Source organism: Bradyrhizobium acaciae (genome assembly GCF_020889785.1).
Taxonomy (GTDB): Bacteria; Pseudomonadota; Alphaproteobacteria; order Rhizobiales; family Xanthobacteraceae; genus Bradyrhizobium; species Bradyrhizobium acaciae.
Map to the genome: position 1 here is coordinate 1 of NZ_JACMYK010000007.1, position 26,449 is coordinate 26,449.

A 26,449-nucleotide genomic window follows, 5' to 3' on the forward strand; every position below is an offset into this window, starting at 1 on the left:
CCAGCCGCGCCGGCGGCCGCCGCGGGCAACCAGCAGGTCGAGCAGGCCAAGCAGTTCGTCGCACAGGGCAACTACGCGGGCGCCATCGCCAATCTCACCCAGGTGCTGAGCGGCGATCCCCGCAACGAGGCTGCGCTCCGCCTGCGCGCGGTGGCCTATTCACGGCTCGGCCGGATGGCGGAGGCGCGCAACGATCTCAGCGATCTGCTCAAGCTCAAGCCGGACGATCCCCAGTTGCTGGCGTTCCGCGCGCTCAACGCTGCCGGCATGCGACAGCTCGATGAGGCCATGACTGATGCCGGCCGCGCCATCACGCTCGACCAGAACAATTCGCTGGCTTATCTGGCGCGCGGCCTCGTCAAGGCCGGCACCGGCAAGGTGCAGGATGCGCTCGCCGACTATGATCATTCGATCTCGCTCAACGCCAAGGAGACGCTCGCCTTCACCGAACGCGGGCTTGCCTATATCAGCCTCAATCAGCTCGACAAGGCGCTGCTGGATTTCGATCAGGCCCTGGCGCTGGTGTCGACCAATTTGATCGCCAAATCGTGGCGGGGCCTTGCGCTGATGCTCAAGGGCCGTGCCGATGAGGGACTGGTCGATATCAACGCCGTGCTGGAGCGAAGCCCCAACAATCCCACGGCCCAACTCGGCCGCGGCCTCGCGATGCTGACCTCTTCCCAATACGACCGCGCGATCGCCGCCTTCGACCAGATCGTTACGCGCACGCCCAACGACGCCTTCCCGCATGTGCTGCGCGCGCGGGCCTATCTCGGGCTGAAGAAGCCGGATGACGCGATGAAGGATCTCAACTTCGTTCTCGCTGCGCGGCCCGATTATCAGCCGGCGCTGACCTTGCGCGGCATCACTTGGTCGGCGCTGCGCAACTACGACAAGGCGGTCGACGATCTCGACCGGGCGATTGCGCAGAAGGAGACGGTGGAGGGCCTGTTCGCCCGTGCCAAGGCGCACGAGGCGCTCAACCATGCCGACAAGGCGACCGAGGATTTCCGCAAGGCGACGCAGCTCACGCCATCGAGCGTGTTCGACGTGCTGGCGCAGGCCGAGTCGAAGCGCAAGGTCCAGGAACTCTCGAAGCGGGTGCCGTGCGGCATCGGCCAGGGCGGCACTTGTCTGTGAGGCGGCGACCCATCCCGGAGTAAAGGATAAATGTCGGCACGCCGGCGATGGCGGCCGAAAAATCAAAGGCGTGGCGCGCGGGCGTCGTGCCCGCTCCGCCGAACGTCACGTCGTGTGGATTTGGGATCGGCCCTCACTCCCGGATCGGGTCCGAGAGTGCGCCGCTGGATCTGGCGCGGATACGCTAGACCTTGAGGTTCTCCGCTGACGTCTTGCCGCGATTTGCAATTTCTTCGTATTCAACCGACTGGCCTTCGTTGAGGCTCTGAAGACCAGCCTTCTGAACTGCTGAAATATGGACGAAAATGTCCTTGCCGCCCGATGCGGGCTGGATGAATCCATAACCCTTGGTCGGGTTGAACCACTTCACTGTACCTTTGGGCATTCCAGTCGTCTCCGCGGAATCAATCGAAAACAGACCAGCCGGTCCCCGCAAAAACCGGCTAGTCCGCGCCGCACAGGATAGCAGTTTGGAAAAAGCTGGGTAGATCAAACGACGGTGTGTTTTTGACCGGAAACAACCCGCTTTGCGGGGATTTGCCGCCGGTTTGCCTGTTTCGTGGTCAATTGATGCGCTGCAAAACAGATCGGTTCCGCCGAGCCCAAGCTGGATCGGTGGCCCGCGCGTGGGTTTTCGGCCGGCGCGCGGGGCGATGGACCGATGCGCCTCAATAGGTCGCGGAGAGATACTCGACGATCTTGCCGACGTCGGCCTGGTCGATCGGCGCACCGTAGACCTTGATCATCTTGGTCACCTCGGCCTGCCAGAAGTCCTTCTTGAACTTCTCGCCCTGCGGCTGGGTCTTGATGTAGTCCGCCGAGTGGCAGCCGGTGCAGTTGCCCTGCACGACCTCGAGGTTGGGACCCGGCTTGAAGGCCGCGGTCTCCTCGGGGAGCGTGTAGTTGACGGGCGCGGCGATCACGGCGCCGATCGACAGCATCGCGATCGCGGCGAGGGAGGCAAGCAGCTTGCTGGTCATGTTGCTTCTCCTCATGCCGCGGTGACGCGCACGGTTTCGACGACGTTGCGCAGATAGCCCGCCGGATTCCACAACGGGTCCATCGGCTGGGTGTCGCCGGCATTATTGGTGGCGCGCACCTTCAGATCCGAGGGGCCTGCGGGGAGCGCGACCTTCAGCTTCCATTCGCGGAAGGCGTATTTGCCGAGGTCCTTGCCGAGCTTCGCCGGCGTCCAGCTCTTGCCGCCGTCGATCGAGACCGCGACCTCCTTGATGCCCTTGCCGCCGTCGAAGGCGATGCCGCGCAGCATGGTGTGGCCTGCCTTCAGCTGGGCGCCATCGGCAACGCTGGTAATGAACGAGCGCACCGTGAAGCGGTTGATCGGAATCGTCGCCTTCGGTGCGGTGCCGGGCTCGACCGCGTTGTTCGGCGTATCCGGAATCCGGTAGGCGGATTTCATCCAGAAACCTTCGAACACGTTGTCGATCACGGTGATCTCGTTGAGGTGCTTCACCCAATAGGTGCCGTAGTAGCCCGGCACCACGAGGCGGAGCGGGAAGCCATTGAGGAACGGCAGGTCCTCGCCGTTCATGCCCCAGGCCAGCATCACCTCGCCGTCGCGTGCGTGGTCGATGTCGAGCGCCTTCACAAAGTCGGGCGTCGTCTCCATGACAGGACCGTCCATGCCGTTGAAGGTGACCTGCTTGGCGCCGGCCTGCACGCCGGCCATGTCAAGCACGGTCTTCAGCGGCACGCCGTGCCAGCGCGCGCAGCCCATCGCGCCGTTGCCGAGCTGGCCGCCGGCGACGCGGGGATTGAAGAAGCCGCGGCTGTTGCCGGAGCACTGGTTGACCGCGACGAGCTCGACGGCCTTCAGCTTGCGGATGTCCTTCAGCGACAGCTTCAGCGGCTTGTCGACCTTGCCCTTGATCTCGAGGGTGAACTTGTCCGGATCGAGGTCGTAGGGGACGCCGGCGAGGTGATAGCGGACGAAGAACGCGTTGTTCGGCGTGAGCGGGCCGTCGTTGAAGATCGCAAACGGCGTTTCCAGCTGCGGCGGCCGGGCGGTCAGGCCGATCATCGGGCGCTTCTGCGGGTAGTGCACCAGCGGCCGTTCGCCATTGCCAAAGGGCAGCGTCACGGTGTCGAGCGCGAGTGCGCCCCTTGATCCCAGCCCCGTCACCAAAGCGGCCAACCCGGCACGCTTCATCAAGTCTCGTCGATCGAGCATTCCGCTTCCTCCGAAGCTGTTCTGTCCTGAGCTGGTCATCACCAGGCTCAGATTGCCTTGCGCGCCTTCGCATCATGGACTGCGCGCGACCACAAATGTCGCACCTGACAACCGCGAGTCAATTGAGCTTTCGCAGCGTTGCCGGCGTTGCATCGCAATAACGAAAAGCCCCGATCGCATGAGGCGACCGGGGCATTTCGATTCCAGGTCGTCGGCTCGATCAGTAGCAGACGTTCACGGTGCGATAGCGATAGCCGTAGGGCGTCAGCACCAGGCGCGTCGCGTAGCAGCCGGAGTCGACGAAGCCGACGGAGATGCCCGGGCCACCTCAGAAGTGATGGTGGTACGGATGCCAGAAGAACGGCTTGGCGGAAGCTGCGGTCGGCGCCAGCGCGGCGGCTCCGAGGGTTGCGGCGGTAGCGAGAGCGAGCGTGACTTTGCGAAGCATGGTCGTCTCCTTCGGATGCGCGTTGAACTCTGTCGCGGCGCGGTTGCAGTGTTACCCATCGCCAGTCAGTCGCATCCGGCAGCGGGCGCGTTCGAGCATCTCTGCCGAGCGCAGCTTCGGATGTGCGGCAGGTCACATTCGCTGAAGGGGGAGATGAACCGGTCAGGCCGCGACGGCACGCCGGTCGTCGACCAGCGCGGACAGGACGCGCGTCGTCTCGACCGTGCGCACGGTCATCGGCTCGTTGCGGCCGCGGATCGCGACCTCCTGCGCCGGCAGGACATCGTCGGCGAGGCCTGCGGTGACGCGCACCTCGTCGGAGATGACCGCCTCGCAGGCCAGCGCCTTGGTCATGTCCTGCAGCCTTGCCGCGACGTTGACGGCATCGCCGAGCGCGGTGAACACCATGTGGTCGCGATAGCCGATATCGCCGACGATCACCTCGCCGCCATGGATACCGATGCCGAAGCGGATCGGCTCGTGCAGATCGTGGCTGAGGAACTGGTTCAGCTCGTCGATATTGGCGGCAATCAGTGCCGCGGCGCGCAGCGCCTGTCGGCATGCCACCTGCCGGTCGGTAGAGAGCCCGAACAGCGCCAGCATGCCATCGCCGATGAACTGGTTGGGCCGCCCGCCGGCTTCCAGCACCGCCTGCGACACTGCCCCGAGGAAACGGTTGACGATGAACACGGTGTCGAACGGCAGCCGCTTCTCGGCAAGCTGTGTCGAGCCGCGCATGTCGACGAACATGCTGACGAGATAGCGCTCCTGGCCGACCCGGGTCGGATTGGAGGCGTGCGAGTTCGCCGACATCGTCTGCGGCAGGAACAGCTGGAAAAAGGTCAGGTCGCCGGTCGGCCGCAGCTGGCAGGCCAGTCGGATCGACGGATCGTCGGTGCCGACCCGGTGCAGCACGAAGGCTTCGCGCGGCGAGGGCTCGGGCAGCTTGGCGTGATCGCCGATGATGCGGATGCGGCAGGTCGAGCAGCGCGCGCGGCCGCCGCAGACGCTGGCATGCGGCACGTTGTAGCGCAGGCTCGCCTCCAGCACGCTCAGCCCCTTCGGCACCCGCAGCGTGCGACCGTTGCCGTAGGACAGCGCGATCATGCCGCCGCGGCGCTCCAGCAGGGCCCGCGCGCCGCGCGCTAGCAGCACGAGGCCGAGCAGGGCGAGATAGCCGATGCTCAGGTCATCGGCGATCTTCTCGAGCGTGGTCCCCTGGGCTGCCGTGCCGAGCTTCTGTACCGACAGCTCCTCGCGCCGCCAGTCGGCATCCTGATAGTCCTCCATAGTGGCGCGGCCGCCCTGATAGATGCCGAGCATGGCGAGCGTCGGGATCAGCACGGCCGCGGCGAGCAGGAACGGCGCGGCGCGCTGGAAGAACGGGCGCAGCCGCAGCCAGAAATACAGGCCGATGCAGCCATGCACCCAGGCGATCACAAGCACCGCCAGCATCACCCACAGCCGGTGCGGCGAGGCGATAAAGAAAGTGTACAGCTCCTGCGGGTAGAGCTTTTCGTGCCCGTACAGGGTCCGGCCGAGCCGCACGCCGACAACATGCGCAACGATCAGCATCGGAACGCTGAGGCCGAGCGTGAGTTGGAGGGGCTCGATCGCCTTCCAGTGGAACTCGCGGCGCTGATAGAGCGCCCAGATGCCGAGCGCGGTGTGCACCAGGCAGGCGCTGTAGAACACGATCGCGACCGGCAGAAACTGCCAGAACCTGGCGTGGTAGTGCACCCCGATCGCCATCGCCTCGGTCGAGATATTGCCGAGCGCGTGGTTGAGGAAATGGCTGATCAGGTAGGCGAACATGATCGCCCCCGTGACCAGGCGGACCTGCCGCAGGCCGACGCCGCGGGCCATTTCGTGCAGGTGCTCGCGCGAGGGGGAGGCCATGTGATTCATGATCGACAAGTCTAGTGGTTAATTCCCGCGCTGAACACCGCCACGGGTCGGGACGAGCCGCGATAGCGGGCGGTGCGGAACGTTGACACTCCGTTAAGAGTCGAACAAAAAGCGCCGTGACGATAGCCCAAGCCAAACCTGGAGCCGATAACAACAGCGTTAAGCCGGCCCGTTCGCGCGCGCCGGATTGGCGCGGCGTCATCGCCGTGATTGTTGCCATGACCGCGATGCGGCTGGTCTATGCCCATGCGCTCGATCTGCGCACCGATGAGGCCTATTACTGGACCTGGTCGAAGGAAAACGTACTGTCCTTCCTCGACCATCCCCCGATGGTCGCATGGTTCATCCGATCAGGCACTGCTGTTCTCGGCGACACCAATCTCGGCGTCCGCCTCGGTGGCATCGTGGCGATGCTGGCCACCCAGCTGTTGCTCGCCGACATCGTCCGCCGCGCGACATCGAACAATGTCCGCGCCGTGATGCTGGCGCTGCTGCTGCCGGAGGCCGCGCTTTATTACGGGTTGTTGATGGCCAAGGTCGCGCCCGACACGGCGCTGATACCGTTTTCAGTGGCGATGCTCTGGTCGCTGGTGCGGCTCGCGCAAAGCAATGACGGGCGCTGGTGGCTCGCCGCGGGGCTGTTCGCCGGGCTGTCGCTGTTGTCGAAATTCACCGCGGTCATGTTCGCGCCAGCGGCGCTCGCCTTTGCGCTGGTGCCGGACTGGCGCTGGCGTTGGCTGCGCAGCCCATATCCCTATCTCGCCGCGCTGATCGCGATCATCGTGTTCTCGCCGGTGCTGATCTGGAACGCGGAGCACGACTGGGCCTCGTTCCGTTTCCAGGCGGTGCGCGCCACCGTCGACCGCGATCTGACCTTTCGCACTCTCGGCGAATTCATCGGCATGCAGTTCGGCCTGGTCGGCTTCGTGCTGCTGCCGGTGACGCTGTTCGGGACAGTGCTGACGGCCTGGCGCGGCTATACCAGGCGCGAGCCGGTCGCGATCCTGCTGGCGACCGCGGTGCTGGTGCCGTTTGCATACTTTCTCTGGAAGTCACTGACCTTGCGGGTCGGCGACACCTGGCCGATGTTTCTGTGGCCGGCCGGCTTTGCCGCTGTTGCCATCAACGTGACACGGATGCCGTTCGAGGGCTGGTCGATCGGGCTCATCAAATCGACGGTGTATTGGGCAAGGACTGCGATTTCGACCGGCATCGTATTCGTGGTCTGCGTCTTCCTTTATTACATGTTCGCGCCGTGGAATCTGATCGGCCGCACCGATCCGATCGGCACCGAAGCGGGATACGACGCGGTCGCCGCGCGTACCCTGGCGCAGGTGCAGGCGAACGGTGCGACCTGGGTCGCGACCACGGACTACCGCACCTATGCGATGCTGCGCTGGATGCTGCGCGGGCGGGTGCCTGTGATCGAGATCAACGAGCGCGGCCGCTTCCAGGGCTTTGCCGATCCGGGCATCAGTCAGATCCGCGATCACGTCGGCATTTATGTCGGGCGTGAGCCCGAGAACAATCTGCCGCTGTGGAGCGAGACATCAGCGGTGCGTCAGCCGCTGGAGCGTGTGAGCCGGAGCTGGCGCGGCATGGTGATGGACACCTATTCGCTGGAGAAGATCAGCGGATGGACACCAAATCTGTCGCCGCCGCCGGACACGACATTCTTCCGCTGGCGCGTGCTGGCCTTCTCCTTCTCCCCGCGTGCGGGGAGAAGGTCGGGATGAGGGGGAGCTTCCGCGAGGACGGTGAGGGCCTGATCCGCGGAGACTTCCCCTCACCCGGAATTTGCGCTTCGCGAAAATTCCGGCCTCTCCCCGCAAGCGGGGCGAGGCAAGCAAGCTACTCCTCTTCGTCGCGCTTGCGGATCAGGTCCTTCGCCAGATCAGTCAGCGCCGGGCGCGGCAGGGCATTGAACGGGAGCGGGCGGGTGACGTCGATCGCGGCGAGGCCGAGGCGGGCAGTCAAGAGGCCGTTGAGCATGCCTTCGCCGAGCCGCTGCGAGAGTTTTGCCGCGATGCCGTGACCGAGCATCTGCTGGATCAGGCTGTCGCTCGCAGCCATGCCGCCGGTGATCGCCAGGTGCGCGATGACATGGCGCAGCAGGCGGATCATGCCGAGCGCGCCGGGCCGGCCACCATAGAGCCGCGCCAGCTGCCGGATCATCCGCAAGCTTGCCACGAACACGAACAGCACGTCGAACAGCGCGCGCGGGCTGACTGCGGTGACCACCGAGACGCGCTGCGCCGCCGACGACACCAGCCGCCGTGCTTCCTCGTCGAGCGGCGTCATCAGCTCGCGCTCGGCGAGGCGGATCATGTCGGCGCCATCGATGATATCATCGGTGTGGCTCTGCAGCGCGCTGCGGGCGCGGGCGAGCTGCGGGGTCCGGTGCGCGAACTTGAGCAAATCGGCGACAACAGCCCGGCTCGCGGCCCGGTCGTCGCTGATCAGCACTTCCTCCGCGCGCAGGTGCAGCTTCTCGATGGTCGCAAGTCGCGCCAGGCCGACGAGCTCGCGGGTGGTGACGACCGCGAGCGCCACCGTGGCGATGACGGCAAGCGCCAGCCCGAGGAAGCCGAGCCCTTCATTGCGTGCGAACAGATCCTCGACCAGATTGAGGACGCCGAGTCCGGTGCCGAGCACCACGAGGCCCGCGACTGCGCTCCAGAACAGCGTGCCCCAGCGAAAGCCGCGGCGCGCGGGCACCAGCGCTGCATCGACCGGCACAGGGAGCTGCGCGGGCTCTACCTCGGGAACGATCTGGATCGTGCCGTGGGTGAGACGGCTGGCCGCGTCCGGATCCATCACGACCACGCCGGGATCGTTGAGCTTGAACGTCGCCGGCCGCCGCGGGGGCGTCTTCTCGTTCATTGCAGTTTGTCTCCGATCAGGAACTGGAGGGCGCGGTCAAGGCGGATGTGAGGCAGCGCCGGCTCCGCATCGCCGTTGCGTTCCAGCTTCGGCGGGCGGAAGCGCAGGAAGCGATAGTCGGCGGCGTCGGCACCTGAGCTCGAGAGGCCGCGGAATCCGCCGTTGAACATTTCCTCTGGATTGTCGGGCAGGTCGCCCGGGAAGGTCGCAACCTCGGTCTCGCCGTCCAGCGTCTCGCCGTTGGCGACTTCGCCCGGCGCCGGCGTGCCGAGGATCGACGGCAGCCGGTCGCGCCCGCGCTGAACCTGGGCCTCGCGCGTGGCGCGCACCGCGGCGAGCGCCACCACGTCGATGTCGGCGCCGGCATATTCGGCGCGCTCGGCGGCTTTCGCCACGATCCGCCGCAGCACGGCCTCGAGCCGGTCATGGCTCTGGTGGTGCAGATGGTCGGCCTTGGTCGCTGCGAACAGGATGCGGTCGATGCGCGGGCGGAACAGTGCGCTCACGATCGTGCTGCGGCCGATCCGGAAGCAGTCGAGGATGCCGGCGAGCGCGGCCTCGAGATCGTGCAGCGCCTCGGGGCCGGCATTGAATGCGGCAAGCGCATCGGCGAGCACGATCTGGCGATCGAGCCGCGCGAAGTGATCGCGGAAGAACGGCCGCACCACGACGTCCTTGTAGGACTCGTAACGCCGCCGCATCATCGCCCACAGCGAGCCGTCGGGCGCGCTCTCGTCCACGGGCACGTCGATTGGCGCAAAGGTCAGCGCCGGCGTGTCGGCGAGGTTGCCCGGCATCAGGAAACGGCCGGGCGGCAACAGGCTCATCGCGAAGCGTTCGTCGCGGCAGGCGCGCAGATAACCGGTGAACAGTCTTGCTGCGGTGAGCGCAGCCTGCTCGTCCGCGTTGGCCTCGGGCTTCAGCGTCGTGAGATGTGCCTGCCAGGGCGCCGCGAGTTTTGTGCGCAGCGGCTCGCGCGACAGCGCAAGGCTGTCCGCCGACCATTGCTCGTAGCTCTTGTTCAGCAGCGGCAGGTCGAGCAGCCACTCGCCGGGATAGTCGACGATGTCGAGGGTGAGCTTGCGGTCCGCGCCATTTTGCCGCTGATACTCGATCACCAGCCGCAGCTCGGAGATGTCGGTGGTCGAACTCGGCCAGCGCCGCTCCTCGACCAATGTACGGACATGGTTCTCATAGGCGAAGCGCGGCACCGCATCGTCGGGCTGCGGAGCGAGGTAGGCGCGTGCGATCCGCCCCGAGGCATAGGCCTCGAATACCGGGAAGCGGCCGCCGCGGGTCAGGCCGTGCACCAGTGCGGTGATGAACACGGTCTTGCCGGCGCGCGACAGGCCGGTGACGCCGAGCCGCACCGTCGGGTTGAAAAAACCCTCGCTATAGTCGAGCAGCGCCCGCGCCGAGAGACGCGCTTCCTCGACGATATCTCGAAACCTGGGGGGCATGGAGGGTTAAGGAAAGACCCGGCAGGAGGGACCAAAATGGGCGGGCGATCACCCGCAAGGTGGCGATTATCGGGCCAAAATCAAGCTTCACATTTCCGGCGCCTTTGCAGGCGAGGGATTGCAGGGGAATTGCCCGCGCTACCCATCGTCCATCGGCCCACGGGAAAGCCTGCATGACGGTCTTCCGCCTGAAGCAACTTGCCTCGACCTCGATCCATGCGGCCGGCGCCGCGTTGTGGAACTACGACCGCGCCGAGCTGATCGCCGACGGCGTCGTCCATCTCGTCGGCGTCGCTTTCGGGCTGATTGCCGCCACCGCGCTGATCGTGCTGACCGCAGTCTATGCCGGCCCGTTCGATGTTGCCGTGGTGTCGGTCTATGTCGCGGGCCTGCTCGCGATGCTGATGCTGTCGGCGACCTATAACCTCTGGCCGGTGTCGCGCGCCAAATGGGTGCTACGGCGCTTCGACCATTCCGCGATCTATCTGTTGATCGCCGCGACCTATACGCCGTTCATCGTGGAACTGAAGGACAGCTATTTTGCGATTGCGCTGCTGGTCGGTGTGTGGTGGGTGGCGATCGTCGGGATCTGGCTGAAGCTCGCCTATCCCGGCCGTTTCGACCGGCTGTCGGTCGGGCTTTATCTCGCGATGGGCTGGAGCGGCGTCATGCTCTACGACCGCGTCGTCAAGGCGCTGCCGGCGATGGCGCTCGGCTTCGTGCTGGCCGGCGGCATCCTCTACAGCCTCGGCGTGATCTTCCACTCCTGGCGCCGGCTGCGTTTCCAGAACGCTATCTGGCACTGTTTCGTGCTCTGTGGGGCTGCCTGCCACTATACCGCGGTGTTCGACGTCGTGCTGGCGAGCTGAAGTTCTCGCCATCCACCGCGGATGGGTTATCATGCTTCGTGATACGCCCCGTTCCGCCTGTCCCGTCACCCTGAGGAGCGCGGTACGCGCGTCTCGAAGGGTCGACGGCCACCAGCCGGGCCGTGCATCCTTCGAGACGCGCTTCGCGCTCCTCAGGATGACGGGACACGAGGAGTGGGTGAGCAAATCGACAGTGTGCAAGCAAAGATATCGGGAGGATGGCCATGCAGGTGGCAGGTAAAGTGGTGGTGGTCACCGGCGGTGGCAACGGCATCGGCAAGGCGCTGTGCGAGGCATTCCACGCCGCCGGCGCATCCAAGGTCGTGGTCGTTGACCTCGATCATGCCGCGGCCGAGAAGGTCGCGGCCTCGGTCGGCGGCGCCGCGTTCAAATGCGATGTCGGTCAGGAGAAGAACATCCTGCACGTGATCGACGAGACCGAACGCATGTTCGGCCCGATCGCGCTGTTCTGCTCCAACGCCGGCATCGGTGGCGGCTTCGATCCGCTGTCGAAAAACGCCGGCGGCACCTCGGATGAGCCGTGGTCTCGAAGCTGGGCGATCCATGTGATGGCGCATGTCTATGCTGCGCGGCATCTGGTGCCGCGGATGAAGGCGCGCGGCGAGGGCTATTTCCTCAACACGATCTCCGCCGCGGGCCTGCTGTCGCAGGTCGGCAGTCCTGCTTACTCCACCACCAAGCATGCCGCGGTCGGCTTTGCCGAGAACCTGGCGATCTCGCACCGCGCCGACAACATCAAGGTCTCGATCCTCTGTCCGCAGGGCGTCGACACCAACATGCTGCGCTCGATCCCGAAGGGCCCGCAATCCGGCGACGGCGATCTCACCGCGGAGCAGGTCGCACAAGATGCGCTCAAGGGCATCGAGCAGGAAACCTTCCTGATCCTGCCGCACCCGCAGGTGCTTGGCTACATGCGCAAGAAGACCGAGAACTACGACCGCTGGATCGGCGGCATGGCCAAGATCCAGGCCAAGATGCGCGAGAGCTACGGAAAGTGACCGAAGGTCATTCCGGGGCGCGAAGCGAACCCCAATTCGCAATTGCGAATTGTGGAATCTCGAGATTCCCCGGTGCGCAATTGCGCACCTGAGGTTCGATGCTTCGCATCGCCCCGGAATGACGGTGATTGACTGCGCATGTCGCTACGACGTGAGGTGCGCACGATAGTCAGGCTCCCTCCCCCCTTGCGGGGGAGGGCGGGGAGAGGGGTGGCCCCGGGCGAGATCATTGATCGAAGCGTCGCTATCGCAATCTCGGTCGCGCGCCGTCGGGATTGAAGGGAGAGAGCACCCGTGTGGTACCCCTCTCCCTATCCCTCCCCCGCAAGGGGGAGGGAACCCTTCCGCTGGTGCCATCCTCACGTAAGGTGAACTCACTCCCTGGTGAGCTGCGCGACCTTCTCGCGCAGATAGGCGTCCATCATGTCGGGGGCCGAGGCGCCGAACATCCTGATGCGGCCGGTGTGCAACAACAGCAGCAGGCCGGTTGCGTGGGCGAAGCAATCCACCACCACCATATTCGCCTTCGGCCTGGACGCACCGAGCGCTTCGGCAGCTTCCGCAATCGGATGCAGCGCCGTCTCCAGCGCGGCGTTCAGCGCGTGGTCGCGGTCATGGCCGAGCCCGGCCGGCTTCATGCCGCCGCGGAATAGATAGAAGCCGAGATCGAGATCGCGCGGGTTCTCCGCGTAGTAGCGGAAGAAGCCCATGCCGGCCGCGTGCAGCCTCTGTTTGGCGCCGCGCGTCGTCGCAACCGCGGCGCCGACGGCTTCGCCGAGCGAGGCCAACGATTGCCGCAGCACCTCGGCATAGATCGCTTCCTTGGAATCGAAGTGGAAATACAGCGCCGCCGGCGTATAGCCGGCCCGCGTCGCGATCGCGCGCAGGCTCGCGCCCTCGAGGCCTTCTTCTGCGAACACGCTGCGCGCCGCATCGAGGATCAGCTCCCGCTTGTGGCGGCTGACCGCTTCCTTCCTGCTCTCGCGCATCCGCATCGGGCCCCAATCCGTTCTTGACTCAATTCTAACAGTGTTCAATAATTTAACAATGTTAAAATAAATGAGCAAGGGAGAAGCGCCATGCTGATGACGGCTGCGGACTACCGGGAATCCCTGCGCCGCTACAAGCCGCGGGTGTTCGTCAACGGCGAAGCCGTGGCGAGCGTCGCGGACGAGCCGTTGCTGGCGCCGGGCGTCGCCGGTGTCGGCGTGACCTATGATTTCGCGCATCGCGCCGAGCACGCGCCGATCATGACGGCGCGGCAGGCGACCTCCGGCAAGACCGTCAACCGCATGCTCCACATCAATGAGAGCTCGCAGGACCTGCTCTACAAGCTCGAGGCGGTGCGGCTGGTGTGCAGGACATCCGGCTGCGCCCAGCGCTATCTCAGCCATGACGCGCTCAACGGGCTCTATCAGGCAACGAAACTGACCGACGACCGTCACGGCACCGATTATAGCCAGCGCTTCCTCAACTATCTGCACGAGGTGCAGGACCAGGACCTGACGCTTGGCATCGCCATGACCGATGCCAAGGGCGACCGCTCCAAGCGTCCGGGCTTGCAATCCAATCCGGACGTCTATGTCCACATCAAGGAGCGCCGCGCCGACGGCATCGTGATCCGCGGCACCAAGGCGATCGTGACAGGCGCGCCCTACATGCACGAATTCCTGGTGATGCCGTGCCGCACCCATGTGCCCGATGACAAGGATTTTGCGGTCTGTTGCGCGGTGCCGATCGACGCGCCCGGCGTCACCATCGTTGCGCGGCCGGCCGGTCGGCCCGGTGACGCGGCGGCGAAATTCTCGGCGAAATACGGCCAGTCGGTCGGCGTCGTGATCTTCGACGACGTGTTCGTGCCGCACGACCGCGTCTTCCTCGCCGGCGAGACCGAGGAGGGCGGCTTCCTCACCACGTCATATGCCACGCATCACCGCCACTCCTGCATCGGCGCACGCGCCGGTTTCGGCGATCTCCTGATCGGCGCCGGTGCGTTGATGATCGAGGCCAACGGGCTCGATGCCGAGAAGCACGCTCATATCCGCGAAGCGATGGTCGAACTGATCACCATCACCGAGAGCTTCTATGCCTGCGGGGTCGCGTCCTCGGTCTATTGCACCAGGGACCCGGCGGGATCGGTGATGCCGGATGCGGTGTTCTCGAACATCGGCAAGCTCTTGCTCGCGACCAAGATCTACGACATGCACCGCGTCGCGCATTACGTCTCCGGCGGCCTGATCGTGGCGCTGCCGGGTCCCGACGAGGACCACAATCCGGAGACGCGCGCTTCGCTCGCCGCCGTGATGGGCGGGCGTCCGGATATTCCGGCCGAGCAGCGCGCCGAGGTGGCGCGGTTGATCGAGGACCTCACCGTCTCGCACGAAGCCGGCTGGTACTCGGTGATCTCGCTGCATGGCGGCGGCTCGCCCGAGGCGATGAAGCGCGAGATCTGGCGCAACTATCCTGTGATGGAGAAGGCCGAGCTGGTCGAGAACCTGCTCGGCCGCGGCCTCGTCGACGAGGGGCAGCGGGTGTCGAAGCAACCCGGCCGCTGCTGCGCCACCGGCTGCGAAGTGCCGACGCCGTCGGCGATGGCGCTGGAGTATGAGCCTGCTCTAGTGAGGTGAGTACGCTAGTCAGGCTCCCTCCCCCCTTGCGGGGGAGGGTCGGGGAGAGGGGTAAGCCCCGGGCGAGATGTTGAAGTAAGTCCCGCTCTCGCAATCTCGATCGTACGCGTTGAGACTCATATTGAGAGAGCATGCCGTGTGGCACCCCTCTCCCTAACCTCGAGAGCGAGCTTCGCTCGCCTCGGACCCCCGCAAGGGGGAGGGAACCCAACCGCCGGTGCCGTCCTTACGACGGCAGTGCCGACGCTGTCGGCAGCCGGGTTGGAGCAGCAACACGTGCTCGTGTAGGATGGGTAGAGCGTAGCGAAACCCATCAACTCGTGTCCGCGGCTAGAACGATGGGTATCGCTTCGCTCCACCCTTCCTACGGATCTGCCGTTGCCGCCCCTAGCTCTTCTGCGTGTAGAGCAGCGGCACCGCGGAATCGACCACCACCTCGATCAGGCTCGTGCCCTGATGCGAGAGGGCGCGCTGGTAGGCGCCCGGAAGCTCGGCCGATTTCGTCACCCGCATTGCGTCGCAGCCCATGCCTTCGGCGAGCTTGACGAAATCGATGCCGGGCAGATCGAGGCCGGGCACGTTGCGTACCTGCATCACCTGGCTGAATGAACGCATCGCGCCATAGCCGGAATTGTTCATCACGACCACCGTCAGCGGCAGCTTGCGCTGCGCCGCGGTCCACAGCGCCTGGATCGAATACATCGCCGAGCCGTCGCCGATTAGGCAGACCGTGCGTCCCTCGCGCCGGCCGAGCGCCATGCCGACCGCGGCCGGCAGGCTGTAACCGAGGCCGCCGCTCGCCATGGTGTAGAAGCTGTCCTGGCCGCGCATCGGCATCGCCTTCTGCATCAGCGGACGGTGCGACGGCACTTCCTCGACCAGTGCATCGTGCGGCCCCATCGCGGCCGAGAGCGCGTGCAGCGCGTATTCGGCGGGAATGGGATCGCCGGCCGCGGGCGCCGGCGGGAGGATGCGGCCCGCGGGTGCAGCGCGTTTGGTCTCGGGCAGCAGCCCGAGCAGCGCGGTCAGTGCCGGCTTCATCGTCGCGATGATGCTGTGGCCGGTCGGCGTCATCGCGGCGGCATCGGGATCGTCGGTGATCTGGAAGATCGGGGTCGCGCCGTCGAAGATCGCGGCATGGCCCTCCACATGGAAAGTGAACACCGGCGCGCCAACCACGACGACGAGATCGTGCTCGCGCAGCGCATCGGAGAGCTGGCCAGGTGCGGCATGCAGGAAGCCGGCAAATTGCGGATGGCGCTCGGGGAACGAGCAGCGCGCCGAGAACGGGCTGGCCCAGACCGCAGCCTTCGTCCTCTCGGCGACCTCAACCATGAGGCCGACCGCTTCGGCGCGATCGACCGCCGGGCCGACGACGAGGGCAGGGTGTTTGGCCTCGCCGAGCGCGGCCGCCAGCGCTTGCATCGCGGCCGCATCAGGGCCGACCTCGCGGCTGACTTGGCGCGCATCGAGCGGTTGCGTCGCATGCGCCCAGTCGTCGATCGGCACCGAGACGAAGGTCGGCCCGCAGGGCGGCTGCATCGCGACATAGTAAGCCCGCGCGATCGCGGCCGGCACGTCCTCGGCGCGCGCCGGCTCGACCGCAAATTTCACGTAAGGCCGCGGAAATTCCGAGGCGCGCTCGGCATAGAGGAAGGCCTGCAGCGGCATGATCGAGCGCGCTTGCTGGCCCGCGGTGATCACCATCGGGGTCTGGTTACGATAGGCGTTGTAGATGTTGCCGAGCGCATTGCCGACGCCGGCCGCCGAATGCAGGTTGACGAAGGCGGCGTTGCGCGTCGCCAGCGCATAGCCGTCGGCCATGCCGACGACGGAGGCCTCCTGCAGGCCGAGCACGTAGTCGATGTCGTCGGGCCAGTCGCTCAGGAACGGCAACTCGGTCGAGCCGGGATTGCCGAACACCTTCTTGATGCCCCACGCGCGCAGCAGCCCGAACGTGGCGTCCTTGACGGTGACGGTCTTGCCTTTGCTGGCGGCGGGTTTGCGCGACGACATCGGGCGGCTCCCATTTCGGTCTTGTTTGGTTCCGTCATTGCGCGCGGCAAAAGCGGAAAGGCAATCCACCTGTCGATGGATTGCCTGACGATGTCAAGCCGCCGTGCCCATGGTTGCCGCGGCAACGGCTGAAAAACCGCTCGAGAGGTTACTCCACGTCATCCCCGCGCAACGGCTTTGCCGTTGTCGCTGGAGGTGCGAGCGCAGCGAGCCTCGAAGGATGCGTGGCCCGAGTGGGGCCGTGCATCCTTCGAGACGCGCCCTGTGCGCGCTCCTCCAGCGTCAAAGGCAAAGCCGTTGCGCGGGGATGACGGTGCCCCCTAATTGGCCTTCTGCAGCGCGGCGGTCTGTTTGGCGAGCTGCTTGTCGAAATCCTGCTCGAGCCCGGTTACATAGGTGGCGTTCTCGCCGGGCTTGACGAACGGGTTCGGCGCGCCGTCCTTCATTTCGGCGCGCTTGGCCTGCATGTCGTAGACCTCCGGATGCGGCCCGAGCAGCACGTCGACCTTCATCGCCTTGACCTTGGCGAAGGTCGCGCGATAGTCGTCGACGATGCCGGAATAGGTCGGACGGCCGACCAGCCGGTTCAGCGCCACCGTTCCGCTGCAGAAAAACAGTACGTTGCGTGTCTGGTTGCCGTCCTTGACCGTCATCTCCCAGCTGGTGCAGCCGGGCGAATGGCCGGGCGTCGTGTGCGCGGTCAGCGTCACGTCGCCGAGCGTGACCTTGTCGCCTTCCTTGACGGTGCGGTCGACCTTCACAGGCGTAAAGACGAGATCGACGTTGCTCTCGTCTCCGGGATAATAGCCGCCCTCGAGCAGCGGCTTGTCGCGCTCGCCGGCAATCATCTGCGCGCCGGTCTCCTGCTTGATCTCGGCAAAGCCGCCGGTGTGGTCGAGATGGGCGTGGGTGTTGAGGATGATCTTGATGTCGCCTTCCTTGAAGCCCAGCTTGGCGATGTTGTCCTTGATCATGCCGGTCGACTGCTGCATCGCCGTGTCCATCAGGATCAGCCCTTGCGACGTCTTGATGATGTAGACCGCGATCCCGTCAGTGCCCACGTAGTAGATATTGTCGACCAGATCGAACGGTTCGAACGGCGCGGTCCATTTCTTCATGACGACGGCCATGAAATCCTTCAGCGTCTGTGCTTGCGCACCGGTTGCGATCAGCGCGAGCGCGCACAGCGCGGCTGCGATCGTCCTCATGGTTGCCTCCCTGCTTGTTGTTGTTCGTGCACGGTCCGCACTATGCGTGCTGGCAATGCTGGCCGCAAGCGGCGGAAGGCGAGCCGCCGGGGAGGCGGCCGTCCGTCCGGCGCATTCCTGTTCTGCGTTCAGCTTGCGTATTGCGCGATGCCGTGGCCGAACGACCAGTTCTCCTTGACGACCTCGACGAGGTTGATCACGACATCGTCGGGCCGCCCCTGCAACCGGCTCTGATAGTCGTCCACGATCCGCTTGTAGAACGCCTTCTTCATCTCGACCGTGCGCCCGGCGTTCATGGTGATCTGGATGAAGACGAGATCGTCGCTATAGGTGTTGCCCAGATAGTTGTCGGCGTAGTTCAGGTCGCCGCGGTCATGCTCGGTGATGACCTGAAACTTGTCGTTCTCGGGCACGTTGATCACCTCGCGCATCGCCTTGTAGACGATCTCGCCCAGCGTCTTGCGATACTCGGCGGACTTGCCGCGCTTCAGGTCGATACGAACGAATGGCATGGTGGTCTCCTGTGTTGTGCGGGCGCGCCCCGCGTGATCGAGATCCTTCGGCAGTGTGACGGCGATCGGCGGCCCGAAGAATCAGCGGCTCGCCTTGAAGGCGTCCCATCGTGCGTCGCGCTCCTTTTGATATTTGGCGGTCCGTTCTCCGACCATGTCTTCGCGACGGACCGGCTTGCCGCAGGATTCGCAGACCGGGCCTAGTCCGGCCGGCTTGCCACAGGTGAGGTGCGTGTAGTTCATGGCGCGGCCTTCCCTGGGGGACTTGCACCAGGCCTCGCCCCAGGCGCGCAGCGCCATCAGCACCGGAAAGAACGCCTCGCCCTTCTCGGTGAGGTGATATTCGTGGCGCAGCGGACGCTTGTTGTAGACCCGCCGCGTCAGCAGCCCATCCGCCTCCAGCTTCTTCAGCCGCGCCGTGATCATTTGCGGCGTGCCCCCGGTCTGCGCCTGGATCTCCTCGAACCGATGATTTCGCGCGAACAGTTCACGCAGAACCAGTACGGTCCAGCGGTCGCCCACGACGGTTTCGGCGCGGGCGACAGGACAGAGCGTTTGGTCAGCCATGTTGTCCCTGATTTTCATCATCACGTTTTCTTCATCGGGCTTGTTACTATGATTTTCATAGTAAAATAGCGTATCACCACCGCGAATGCAATGGGGCCCACCGGCCCAACCGATCAGCGCAAAGGGAGCGAGCCATGACCACGGAAAGCAAAGGCCAGGCAGCAGCGTCAGTCGATCTGAAGCTCGAGGTCGTCGTCATTCCCGTTTCGGACGTCGACCGCGCCAAGCGCTTTTACCAGGATCTCGGCTGGCGGCTTGATGCCGACTTCGTCAGGCCCGACGGCTCACGCGCGGTTCAGCTGACGCCTCCGGGTTCGCCGACCTCGATCCATCTCGGCTCGGGATCCGCGCTGCCACGCTTCCTGATCGTGAACGACATCGAGGCGGCGCGTGCCGAGCTGATCGCGCGAGGCGCCGATGTCAGCGAGGTGTTTCACCGCGGTCCGGAAGGCCGCATCAAGGGACCGGGTCCGCAGCGGCCGAGCTACGGCGCGCTCGCCACCTTCAACGATCCCGACGGCAATGTCTGGCTGCTGCAGCAGGTGACGCAGCGCCTGCCCGGGCGCGTCGACGGCAACAGCACGAACTTCTCCTCATCCGCGGATCTTGCGGCGGCGCTGCGCCGCGCAGCCATCGCCCATGGCGAGCACGAGAAGCGGACCGGCGGGCACGATGCAAACTGGCCCGATTGGTACGCCGACCACATCGTCCGCGAACAGGCCGGCAAGCCGCTGCCGGAGTGAACGAGCTGCGTCGTTGCAGCAAATCCAACCGGCCGCCTGATGGCCAGGGAGCGATCGATGTCCGAGACCGTCTATCCACGCGAGCGAACCGCGCTGCTTCTCGTCGACCCCTACAATGATTTCCTGTCCGAGGGCGGCAAGGTGTTTCCGCGCATCAAGCCGATCGCCGACGAGGTCGGGCTGCTCGACAACCTTCGCCGGCTCGATCGTGCAGTCCGGGCCGCCGGCATTCAGGTGGTCATCGTCCCGCACCGTCGCTGGGAGCCGGGTGACTATGAGGGCTGGGATCATCCCAATCCGAGCCAGCGCCTGATCATGCAGCGTCACAGTTTCGCGCGCGGCGAGTGGGGCGGGGAGTGGCATCCGGATTTTGCGCCCAAGCCCGGCGATCTGATCGCCGGGGAGCACTGGGGGCAGAGCGGCTTTGCCAATACCAATCTCGACTTCCTGTTGAAGCAAAAGGGCATCACGCATGTGATCGTGGTCGGGCTGCTGGCCAACACCTGCATCGAATCGACCGCCCGCTTCGCGATGGAGCTCGGCTATCACGTGACGCTGGTGCGCGACGCCACCGCCGCCTTCTCGCACGACATGATGCACGCCGCGCACGAGCTGAACGGCCCGACCTACGCCCATTCTATCCTGAAAACCACGGAGGCGATCGCGGCCTTGCCGGCGGCCTCCGCTTCCAGGGAGACAGTCAAATGACCACGACATCGAATACAGCAGCTGCAATCGCGATCAGCCAACCGACGCCGGAAGCGATCGACCACGACAGACGCAAGCTGCTCACGGGCGCGGCGTTCGGCCTTGCCGCCGCCGCTGCCGCCAGCCTGTTCCCCTCGCATCCCGCCGCGGCAGCCGCCAATGATGCGATCCGCCCGTTCCGCATCGACTTCCCCGAGGAAGACCTGGTCGACCTTCGCCGCCGCCTGGCGGCGACGCGATGGTCCGACAAGGAGACCGTCAACGACGACTCCCAGGGCGTCCCGCAGGCCATGCTGCGCGATCTCGTCCGCTACTGGCAGACCGACTACGACTGGCGGAAAGTCGAGGCGCGGCTCAACGCCTTGCCGCAGTTCATCACCGAAATCGACGGGCTGGACATCCACTTCATTCACGTTCGCTCGAAGCACGACAACGCACTGCCGATGATCGTCACGCATGGCTGGCCCGGTTCGGTCATCGAGCAGATGAAGATCATCGATCCCCTGACCAATCCCACCGCGCATGGCGGCAGCGCGTCGGATGCGTTCCATCTCGTGATCCCGTCGATGCCGGGCTACGGTTTCTCCGGCAAGCCGACCGCGACGGGCTGGGATCCGCAGCGCATCGCGCGTGCCTGGGTCCAGTTGATGAAGCGGCTCGGCTACACGAAGTTCGTGGCGCAGGGCGGCGACTGGGGTTCGCCGGTCTCCAATGAAATGGCCAAGCTGGGTGCGCCGGAACTGCTCGGCATCCATGTCAACCTGCCCGGCGTCGTTCCGCCCGAGGTGTTCAAGGCGGTCGCGACCGGTGGCCCCGCGCCGGACAATCTGTCCGCAGAGGAGCGGCACGCGTTCGACCAGATCAAGCTTCAGTTCGCGAAGCGGCGCGCCTACGCGCAGATCATGGGCACGCGCCCGCAGTCGCTTGCGGCGTTCGCGGATTCGCCGGCTGGCCTCGCCGCCTGGCTGCTCGACCACGGCGACGGCTATGCCCAGCCGGCCTCGGCGATGCAATCGGCCGTGCTCGGACATGCCGTCAACGGCCATTCCGCCGGTGCACTGACCCGCGACGACGTGCTCGACAACATCACGCTGTACTGGCTCACCAACAGCGCGATTTCCTCGGCACGCCTGTACTGGGAAAACAAGACCAATCTGTATCTGCCGGCCAATGTCACGATCCCCGCCGCCGTCACCGCGTTCCCCGGCGAGAGTTTTGTGGCGCCGCGCAGCTGGGCGGAAAAGGCCTATCACAAGTTGATCTACTTCCATCAGGCCGCAGCCGGCGGTCACTTCGCGGCGTGGGAGCAGCCCGACATCTTCAGCCGGGAGGTTCGCGACGCGTTCCGGCCGCTCCGCAAACTGATCTGAGAACGCACCCCAAAAGGAGTATCCATCATGTCCAAGCTTGCACTCATCGCCACTGTCGAAGTCGCGCCGGAGAAGCGCGATCAGGTGCAGTCGCTGCTGTCGGCGCATGGCGCCCGCTCCCTCAGGGATGAGCCGGGCACGCTGCATTTCGAGATCTTGGTGCCGCGCGAGGATGCCGCGAAGCTCCTGATCTATGAGGTCTATCAGGACGACGCCGCATTCGAGGCGCATCGCAATGCGCGGTCGATCACGCAGTTCCGCAAGGAGTCAGCAAGGCTCGGCGTCAAGATCAGCGCGACGCGGTGCACGCCGGCCGCCTAGACCTCCGGCGCGGGTGAAAGATCAGACGATCTGACGCAGCAGGCTGATCAGGCGGCCGCACTCATCGTCCGTGCCGACCGTGATGCGCAGGAAATCTTCGATCCGCGGCTTCTGGAAATGCCGGACCAGGACGCCGCGCTCGCGCAGCTTCGCGGCCAGATCGGCGCCGCGATGGGCGCCATGGCGGGCGAACACAAAATTCGCCAGCGACGGCAGCACCTCGAAGCCGAGTTCGGTGAGACCGCTGGTGAGCGCTTGGCGGCTCCTGATGATGCGTTGCCGCGTCTCATCAAACCACGCGTCGTCTTCGATCGAGGCGACTGCACCTGCGATCGCAAAACAATCCAGCGGATAGGAGTTGAAGCTGTCCTTCACCCGCTCCAGCGCCTCGATCAGCGGGCGCTGGCCGATGGCGAAGCCGACGCGCAGTCCTGCCAGCGCGCGCGACTTCGAGAGCGTCTGGATGACCAGCAGATTGTCGTGGCGCGCCACCAGCGGCACCGCGCTTTCGGCGCCGAAGTCGACATAGGCCTCATCGACCACCACCAGCCGGTCCGGTTGCTCGGTGACCAGCGCCTCGATCGCGGCGCGCGGCAGCGCGATGCCGGTCGGCGCGTTGGGATTGCACAGCAGGATGGCGCTGCCCGGCCGCCGGTAGTCGGCGAGGTCGATCCGCATCGCGGCATCGAGCGGCACCAATTCGTAGCTGATGCCGTAGAGGCGGCAGTAGACCGGGTAAAAGCTGTAGGTGATGTCCGGGAACAGCAGCGGCGCGTCGTGCTTCAGCAGCGCCGGAAAGGTGTGAGCCAGCACCTCGTCCGAGCCGTTGCCGACGAATACCTCGTCCGCCGTGACGCCATGGCGCGCCGCGATTGCCTCGCGCAGGGCGGATGCGCGCGGATCCGGATAGAGCCGCAGGCGATCCGTCGTCGCTGTGATCGCCGCCACCGCGCGCGGCGACGGCGGGTAGGGATTCTCGTTGGTATTGAGCTTGATGAGGCCATCGATCTTCGGCTGCTCGCCGGGCACGTATGGCGACAGATTGTGGACGACCGAACTCCAGAAGCGACTCATGATCTGCGATCCAGGGATGAATGCGACCACAATACGGAATACAAGGCGCTGATGAAAGCGCCCCTTTAATCCTTGGCAGTCTGATGTGGGTCGCGCTCGCGGCCTACCAGGTCGCGGTGCCCTTCATGGTCGGCTGCCCCTCGGCATTCGCCGTCCACAGCTCCAGGCCGCCGTCCTTGTCGTTGGCATTGATCGAGAACTCGCTGCCTTCGAACAGCGGCTGCACACCGCGATAGGACAGCTTCTTCGGCGGCTTGCCGCCGCGCAGCTTGGCGGCGAGCTCGACGATGAAGGAAGCCTGTAGCGGGCCGTGGAAGATCAGCCCCGGATAGCCCTCCACCTTGGTGACGTAGTCGCGATCGTAATGGATGCGGTGGCCGTTGAAGGTCAGCGCCGAGTAACGGAACAGCAGCACCGGATCAGAGACGTGGCTCTCGCGATGCTGCGCGACCGGCGGAGGCGGCGCCTTGGCGGGCGCGGCGGCTGGCGTGCTCGTCATCTCGCGATAGACGATGTCCTGCCGCTCGCGGACCGCAAGCCCGCGCGACGTCGTCACCTCGTGATTGACCGAGACGAAGCACAGCGTGCCGGTCGAGCCCGACTTCACCGTGACGTCGGCAATGCGCGAGGTTCGCTTGGCCTCGTCGCCGATCCGCAAGCAGTCGAAGAATTCGAGCTCGCCGCCGGCCCACATCCGGCGCGGCAACGGCACCGGCGGCAGGAAGCCGCCGCGGGTTGGGTGGCCGTCCGGTCCGAGCTGCGACATCGGAAACACCGGCTGCGCCAGGCACCAATGCGTGGTCCACGGCGCGGCGTCGCCCGCCTTCGGCTCGCCGATCTCCTGGAACAGCGTCGCGCGCAGCCCCATCACCAGGTACTTGGTGACGACGTCGGAAGCTTCGGTGGTCTTGCCAATCCACTGGCGGAGATGATCGAGGTCGAGTTTATCGGTCATGACTGTCTTGCCCGGGGCAGGAGGGATTTCAGGAACGTCCGGTGCGCTCGCCGATCGCGGGCACCTTGCCGTAGTGCCTGTCCTCGCCGACCACGATCGCGGCTGGCGCGGGATAGCTGACCTTGCCGTTCGGCGTGTCGACCTCGATGCGGCGCAGATGCGGATGCTTCGCGAGATCGTCCATGCTGTTGACCTCGGCGAACGCGATGTCGGCCTCGGCGAGCTTGGTCAGCAATTCCTCGCGCGTCAGTCTGCCGAAGCTGTCGCTGACGATTCCGTCGGTCAGCGCGCGGTTGCGTACGCGCTCCACCATGTTGGCAAAGCGCGGATCGTCGGGGAGGCCCGGCTGGCCCAGCACCTTGGCGCAGAGCGTCTTCCACTCGCGTTCGCTCTGGATCGAGATCAGGATCTCCTTGCCATCCTTGGAGCGGAACACGCCGTAGGGCGCGATCGAGGGATGGGCGAGGCCGATGCGTTTGGGCGACTTGCCGTCCTCGGCATTGAGCAGCGGCACGGTGAGCCAGTCGGCCATCACGTCGAACATCGAAATGCGGATGTCGGCACCCTGGCCGGTGCGGCCGCGGCCGATCAGCGCCTCGAGGATCGCGGCATGCGCGGTGGCGCCGGTCGCGACGTCGACGATCGACATGCCGACGCGCGAGGCGCCCTCGGGGCCGCCGGTGATCGAGGCAAGGCCGCTCTCGGCCTGGATCAGGAGATCATAGGCCTTGCGGTCGGCATAGGGGCCTGTATCGCCGTAGCCGGTGATCGTGCACATGATCAGCTTCGGATACTCCTTGCGCAGCCGCTCGCGCGAGAAGCCGAGCTTGTCCATTGAGCCGGGCTTGAGGTTCTGCAGCAGCACGTCGGCGCCAGCGATCAGCGCCTCGAGCTGCGCGCGGCCTTCCTTGGTGGCGAGATCGACCACCGCGGAATCCTTGCCGCGATTGAGCCAGACGAAATAGCTGCTCTGGCCTTTCGCTGCAGCGTCGTAGCCGCGGGCGAAATCGCCCTCGGGCCGCTCGATCTTGATGACATGAGCCCCGGCATCGGCCAGGCGTGACGAGCAGAACGGCGCGGCAACCGCCTGTTCGACGGCGATGACGGTCAATCCCTCAAGCGGCAGCATGATCAGAGAACTCAATAGGAGCGGGGCATACCGAGCACGTGCTCGGCGACGAACGACAGGATCAGATTGGTCGAGATCGGCGCCACTTGGTAGAGCCGGGTTTCGCGGAACTTGCGCTCGACGTCGTATTCCTCGGCGAAGCCGAAGCCGCCGTGGGTCTGCACGCAGGCATTGGCCGCTTCCCAGGAGGCATCCGCCGCCAGCATCTTGGCCATGTTGGCCTCGGCGCCGCAGTCGAGCCCGGCTTCATATTTGCGGGTGGCTTCCTTCACCATCAATTCCGCCGCGCGCATCGAGGCGTAGGCCTTCGCGATCGGGAACTGGATGCCTTGATTCTGGCCGATCGGCGGCCGAACACGCTGCGCTCCTTGGCGTAGTTCGTGGCCTTGGCGATGAACCACTTGGCATCGCCGACGCATTCGGCCGCGATCAGGATGCGCTCGGCATTCATGCCCGAGAGAATGTAGCGAAAACCCTTGCCTTCCTCGCCGATCAGGTTCTCCGCCGGCACCTTCATGTCGGTGAAGAACACTTCGGTCGTGGCATGGTTCATCATGGTGCGGATCGGGCGGATCTCCAGACCCTTGCCCTTCACCTCGCGCATGTCGACGATGAACACCGAGAGCCCGTCGGTGCGCTTCTTCGACTGCTCCTTCGGTGTGGTGCGCGCGAGCAGGATCATCAGGTCGGAATATTCGGCGCGGCTGGTCCAGATCTTCTGGCCGTTGACGATGTAGTGGTCGCCCTCGCGGCGCGCGAAGGTCTTCAGCGAGGAGGTGTCGGTGCCGCTGGTCGGCTCGGTGACGCCGAACGCCTGCAACCGCAATTCGCCGGTCGCGACCTTCGGGAGATACTTCGCCTTCTGCGCGTCGTTGCCGTGCCGCAGCACCGTGCCCATCGTGTACATCTGCGCGTGGCAGCCGCCGCCATTGCAGCCGGCGCGCTGGATCTCTTCCAGGATCGCCGCCGCCGCAGACAGTTTCAGGCCTGCGCCGCCATATTCCTCCGGGATCAGGACCGAGAGATAGCCGGCCTCCGTCAGCGCATCGACGAATTCCTTCGGGTAGGCCATCTGGCGGTCGAGCTTCCGCCAGTATTCGCCGGGAAACTGCGCGCAGAGCTTTGCAACGGCGTCGCGGATGTCGGTGTGGTCGTCGGTGTGCTGATCGTGTGTGGTCATTGCTTCGTCTTGCCGAGAGGTTGCACCAAGGCGTTTTCAAGCGAAACGGAAACCGGCTCGCATGAAGAAAACGCCCGCTGTTGTGGGGCCCCGGTAAACTCCCTATGCTGTTTTGTTATAG

The 26,449-nt window shown here is 65.3% G+C and carries 23 protein-coding genes and 1 pseudogene; 9 read left to right on the forward strand and 15 right to left on the reverse strand.

All coding sequences use genetic code 11. The features are described 5' to 3' along the window. A partial coding sequence (locus H8A92_RS05285; RefSeq protein ID WP_229194792.1) for a tetratricopeptide repeat protein occupies positions 1-1,140 on the forward strand: 1,140 nt, incomplete at its 5' end. A gap of 184 nt (positions 1,141-1,324) precedes the next feature. Here H8A92_RS05285 and H8A92_RS05290 read toward each other — a convergent pair. The 4 genes from H8A92_RS05290 to H8A92_RS05310 all read right to left on the reverse strand — a co-directional run bounded on the left by H8A92_RS05290 (position 1,325) and on the right by H8A92_RS05310 (position 5,678). Further along, positions 1,325-1,525, reverse strand: coding sequence for a cold-shock protein (locus tag H8A92_RS05290; protein ID WP_163149424.1), 201 nt, complete (start codon positions 1,523-1,525; stop codon positions 1,325-1,327). A 283-nt stretch (positions 1,526-1,808) separates the two neighbouring features. Continuing rightward, on the reverse strand, positions 1,809-2,120 hold the full coding sequence (gene sorB / locus H8A92_RS05295; protein WP_229194793.1) for a SorB family sulfite dehydrogenase c-type cytochrome subunit: 312 nt from the start codon (positions 2,118-2,120) through the stop codon (positions 1,809-1,811). Between the two features lie 11 nt (positions 2,121-2,131). Then, the gene (gene sorA, locus H8A92_RS05300) at positions 2,132-3,331 is read right to left on the reverse strand and encodes a SorA family sulfite dehydrogenase catalytic subunit (protein WP_229194794.1); all 1,200 of its coding nucleotides are present in this window, start codon (positions 3,329-3,331) and stop codon (positions 2,132-2,134) included. A 610-nt stretch (positions 3,332-3,941) separates the two neighbouring features. Then, positions 3,942-5,678, reverse strand: coding sequence for an adenylate/guanylate cyclase domain-containing protein (locus H8A92_RS05310; RefSeq protein ID WP_229194795.1), 1,737 nt, complete (start codon positions 5,676-5,678; stop codon positions 3,942-3,944). Between the two features lie 227 nt (positions 5,679-5,905). Between H8A92_RS05310 and H8A92_RS05315 the strand changes: the two genes are divergently transcribed. Further along, positions 5,906-7,423, forward strand: a complete 1,518-nt coding sequence (locus H8A92_RS05315) for a glycosyltransferase family 39 protein (protein ID WP_229194917.1) — start codon at positions 5,906-5,908, stop codon at positions 7,421-7,423. Between the two features lie 115 nt (positions 7,424-7,538). On the opposite strand, the gene H8A92_RS05320 is transcribed toward H8A92_RS05315, so the two are convergent. Both H8A92_RS05320 and H8A92_RS05325 read right to left on the reverse strand, forming a co-directional pair. Then, positions 7,539-8,570, reverse strand: coding sequence for a YcjF family protein (locus H8A92_RS05320; RefSeq protein WP_229194796.1), 1,032 nt, complete (start codon positions 8,568-8,570; stop codon positions 7,539-7,541). After that, positions 8,567-10,030 carry a YcjX family GTP-binding protein gene (locus H8A92_RS05325; protein WP_229194797.1) on the reverse strand — a complete coding sequence of 488 codons (1,464 nt, stop codon included), beginning with the start codon at positions 10,028-10,030 and terminating at the stop codon, positions 8,567-8,569. The genes H8A92_RS05320 and H8A92_RS05325 overlap by 4 nt, the downstream gene beginning before the upstream one ends. A 173-nt stretch (positions 10,031-10,203) precedes the next feature. Between H8A92_RS05325 and trhA the strand changes: the two genes are divergently transcribed. Both trhA and H8A92_RS05335 read left to right on the forward strand, forming a co-directional pair. After that, positions 10,204-10,899, forward strand: a complete 696-nt coding sequence (gene trhA / locus H8A92_RS05330; protein ID WP_229194798.1) for a PAQR family membrane homeostasis protein TrhA — start codon at positions 10,204-10,206, stop codon at positions 10,897-10,899. Between the two features lie 224 nt (positions 10,900-11,123). After that, positions 11,124-11,918 (forward strand): SDR family oxidoreductase, encoded by a 795-nt coding sequence (locus H8A92_RS05335; RefSeq protein WP_229194799.1) that lies wholly within the window; start codon positions 11,124-11,126, stop codon positions 11,916-11,918. Positions 11,919-12,292: 374 nt separating this feature from the next. On the opposite strand, the gene H8A92_RS05340 is transcribed toward H8A92_RS05335, so the two are convergent. Further along, positions 12,293-12,907: a TetR/AcrR family transcriptional regulator gene (locus tag H8A92_RS05340; protein ID WP_229194800.1), complete on the reverse strand. Its 615-nt coding sequence runs from the start codon at positions 12,905-12,907 to the stop codon at positions 12,293-12,295. A 90-nt stretch (positions 12,908-12,997) separates the two neighbouring features. Here H8A92_RS05340 and H8A92_RS05345 point away from each other — a divergent pair, with 90 nt between their 5' ends. After that, positions 12,998-14,545: a 4-hydroxyphenylacetate 3-hydroxylase family protein gene (locus H8A92_RS05345; RefSeq protein WP_229194801.1), complete on the forward strand. Its 1,548-nt coding sequence runs from the start codon at positions 12,998-13,000 to the stop codon at positions 14,543-14,545. A 387-nt stretch (positions 14,546-14,932) separates the two neighbouring features. Here the strand turns inward: H8A92_RS05345 and mdlC are convergent, their stop codons facing one another. The 4 genes from mdlC to H8A92_RS05365 form a co-directional block, all read right to left on the reverse strand. Next, positions 14,933-16,561 (reverse strand): benzoylformate decarboxylase, encoded by a 1,629-nt coding sequence (gene mdlC / locus H8A92_RS05350; protein WP_229194802.1) that lies wholly within the window; start codon positions 16,559-16,561, stop codon positions 14,933-14,935. 320 nt (positions 16,562-16,881) lie between these two features. Further along, on the reverse strand, positions 16,882-17,769 hold the full coding sequence (gene blaBJP / locus H8A92_RS05355; RefSeq protein WP_229194803.1) for a BJP family subclass B3 metallo-beta-lactamase: 888 nt from the start codon (positions 17,767-17,769) through the stop codon (positions 16,882-16,884). Between the two features lie 128 nt (positions 17,770-17,897). Next, a complete protein-coding gene (locus H8A92_RS05360; RefSeq protein ID WP_229194804.1) occupies positions 17,898-18,281 on the reverse strand; it encodes a tautomerase family protein in 384 nt (127 codons plus the stop codon). A gap of 81 nt (positions 18,282-18,362) precedes the next feature. After that, positions 18,363-18,848: a winged helix-turn-helix transcriptional regulator gene (locus tag H8A92_RS05365; RefSeq protein WP_229194805.1), complete on the reverse strand. Its 486-nt coding sequence runs from the start codon at positions 18,846-18,848 to the stop codon at positions 18,363-18,365. Positions 18,849-18,982: 134 nt separating this feature from the next. Here H8A92_RS05365 and H8A92_RS05370 point away from each other — a divergent pair, with 134 nt between their 5' ends. From H8A92_RS05370 to H8A92_RS05385, 4 genes are read left to right on the forward strand one after another with little or no spacing between them, the layout of a single operon-like run. Next, positions 18,983-19,591 (forward strand): VOC family protein, encoded by a 609-nt coding sequence (locus H8A92_RS05370; RefSeq protein WP_229194806.1) that lies wholly within the window; start codon positions 18,983-18,985, stop codon positions 19,589-19,591. 57 nt (positions 19,592-19,648) lie between these two features. After that, on the forward strand, positions 19,649-20,299 hold the full coding sequence (locus H8A92_RS05375) for a cysteine hydrolase family protein (RefSeq protein ID WP_229194807.1): 651 nt from the start codon (positions 19,649-19,651) through the stop codon (positions 20,297-20,299). Further along, positions 20,296-21,669 (forward strand): epoxide hydrolase family protein, encoded by a 1,374-nt coding sequence (locus H8A92_RS05380; RefSeq protein WP_229194808.1) that lies wholly within the window; start codon positions 20,296-20,298, stop codon positions 21,667-21,669. Before H8A92_RS05375 ends, H8A92_RS05380 begins: the two co-directional genes overlap by 4 nt. Positions 21,670-21,696: 27 nt before the next feature. Further along, entirely contained in the window at positions 21,697-21,990 is a 294-nt protein-coding gene (locus H8A92_RS05385; protein WP_229194809.1) for a putative quinol monooxygenase, read from the forward strand. A gap of 21 nt (positions 21,991-22,011) precedes the next feature. On the opposite strand, the gene hisC is transcribed toward H8A92_RS05385, so the two are convergent. The 4 genes and pseudogenes from hisC to H8A92_RS05405 form a co-directional block, all read right to left on the reverse strand. Further along, a complete protein-coding gene (hisC, locus tag H8A92_RS05390; protein WP_229194810.1) occupies positions 22,012-23,064 on the reverse strand; it encodes a histidinol-phosphate transaminase in 1,053 nt (350 codons plus the stop codon). Positions 23,065-23,167: 103 nt separating this feature from the next. After that, a complete protein-coding gene (locus tag H8A92_RS05395) occupies positions 23,168-24,019 on the reverse strand; it encodes an HTD2 family dehydratase (protein ID WP_229194811.1) in 852 nt (283 codons plus the stop codon). 28 nt (positions 24,020-24,047) lie between these two features. After that, the gene (locus tag H8A92_RS05400) at positions 24,048-25,148 is read right to left on the reverse strand and encodes a CaiB/BaiF CoA transferase family protein (protein WP_229194812.1); all 1,101 of its coding nucleotides are present in this window, start codon (positions 25,146-25,148) and stop codon (positions 24,048-24,050) included. 11 nt (positions 25,149-25,159) lie between these two features. Next, positions 25,160-26,328 (reverse strand): annotated as a pseudogene (locus H8A92_RS05405) (acyl-CoA dehydrogenase family protein). Between the last annotated feature and the right edge of the window lie 121 nt (positions 26,329-26,449).

Excerpts from the sequence above, each read along its gene's own strand:
- mdlC (WP_229194802.1), bottom strand. The coding sequence starts at position 16,561 with ATGTCGTCGCGCAAACCCGCCGCCAGCAAAGGCAAGACCGTCACCGTC.
- H8A92_RS05290 (WP_163149424.1), bottom strand. The coding sequence starts at position 1,525 with ATGCCCAAAGGTACAGTGAAGTGGTTCAACCCGACCAAGGGTTATGGA.
- H8A92_RS05345 (WP_229194801.1), top strand. The coding sequence starts at position 12,998 with ATGCTGATGACGGCTGCGGACTACCGGGAATCCCTGCGCCGCTACAAG.
- H8A92_RS05380 (WP_229194808.1), top strand. The coding sequence starts at position 20,296 with ATGACCACGACATCGAATACAGCAGCTGCAATCGCGATCAGCCAACCG.
- H8A92_RS05395 (WP_229194811.1), bottom strand. The coding sequence starts at position 24,019 with ATGACCGATAAACTCGACCTCGATCATCTCCGCCAGTGGATTGGCAAG.
- blaBJP (WP_229194803.1), bottom strand. The coding sequence starts at position 17,769 with ATGAGGACGATCGCAGCCGCGCTGTGCGCGCTCGCGCTGATCGCAACC.
- H8A92_RS05310 (WP_229194795.1), bottom strand. The coding sequence starts at position 5,678 with ATGGCCTCCCCCTCGCGCGAGCACCTGCACGAAATGGCCCGCGGCGTC.
- H8A92_RS05325 (WP_229194797.1), bottom strand. The coding sequence starts at position 10,030 with ATGCCCCCCAGGTTTCGAGATATCGTCGAGGAAGCGCGTCTCTCGGCG.
- H8A92_RS05360 (WP_229194804.1), bottom strand. The coding sequence starts at position 18,281 with ATGCCATTCGTTCGTATCGACCTGAAGCGCGGCAAGTCCGCCGAGTAT.
- H8A92_RS05335 (WP_229194799.1), top strand. The coding sequence starts at position 11,124 with ATGCAGGTGGCAGGTAAAGTGGTGGTGGTCACCGGCGGTGGCAACGGC.
- sorA (WP_229194794.1), bottom strand. The coding sequence starts at position 3,331 with ATGCTCGATCGACGAGACTTGATGAAGCGTGCCGGGTTGGCCGCTTTG.
- H8A92_RS05365 (WP_229194805.1), bottom strand. The coding sequence starts at position 18,848 with ATGGCTGACCAAACGCTCTGTCCTGTCGCCCGCGCCGAAACCGTCGTG.
- H8A92_RS05320 (WP_229194796.1), bottom strand. The coding sequence starts at position 8,570 with ATGAACGAGAAGACGCCCCCGCGGCGGCCGGCGACGTTCAAGCTCAAC.
- H8A92_RS05340 (WP_229194800.1), bottom strand. The coding sequence starts at position 12,907 with ATGCGCGAGAGCAGGAAGGAAGCGGTCAGCCGCCACAAGCGGGAGCTG.
- sorB (WP_229194793.1), bottom strand. The coding sequence starts at position 2,120 with ATGACCAGCAAGCTGCTTGCCTCCCTCGCCGCGATCGCGATGCTGTCG.
- H8A92_RS05385 (WP_229194809.1), top strand. The coding sequence starts at position 21,697 with ATGTCCAAGCTTGCACTCATCGCCACTGTCGAAGTCGCGCCGGAGAAG.
- H8A92_RS05400 (WP_229194812.1), bottom strand. The coding sequence starts at position 25,148 with ATGCTGCCGCTTGAGGGATTGACCGTCATCGCCGTCGAACAGGCGGTT.
- H8A92_RS05370 (WP_229194806.1), top strand. The coding sequence starts at position 18,983 with ATGACCACGGAAAGCAAAGGCCAGGCAGCAGCGTCAGTCGATCTGAAG.
- H8A92_RS05375 (WP_229194807.1), top strand. The coding sequence starts at position 19,649 with ATGTCCGAGACCGTCTATCCACGCGAGCGAACCGCGCTGCTTCTCGTC.
- hisC (WP_229194810.1), bottom strand. The coding sequence starts at position 23,064 with ATGAGTCGCTTCTGGAGTTCGGTCGTCCACAATCTGTCGCCATACGTG.
- trhA (WP_229194798.1), top strand. The coding sequence starts at position 10,204 with ATGACGGTCTTCCGCCTGAAGCAACTTGCCTCGACCTCGATCCATGCG.
- H8A92_RS05315 (WP_229194917.1), top strand. The coding sequence starts at position 5,906 with ATGACCGCGATGCGGCTGGTCTATGCCCATGCGCTCGATCTGCGCACC.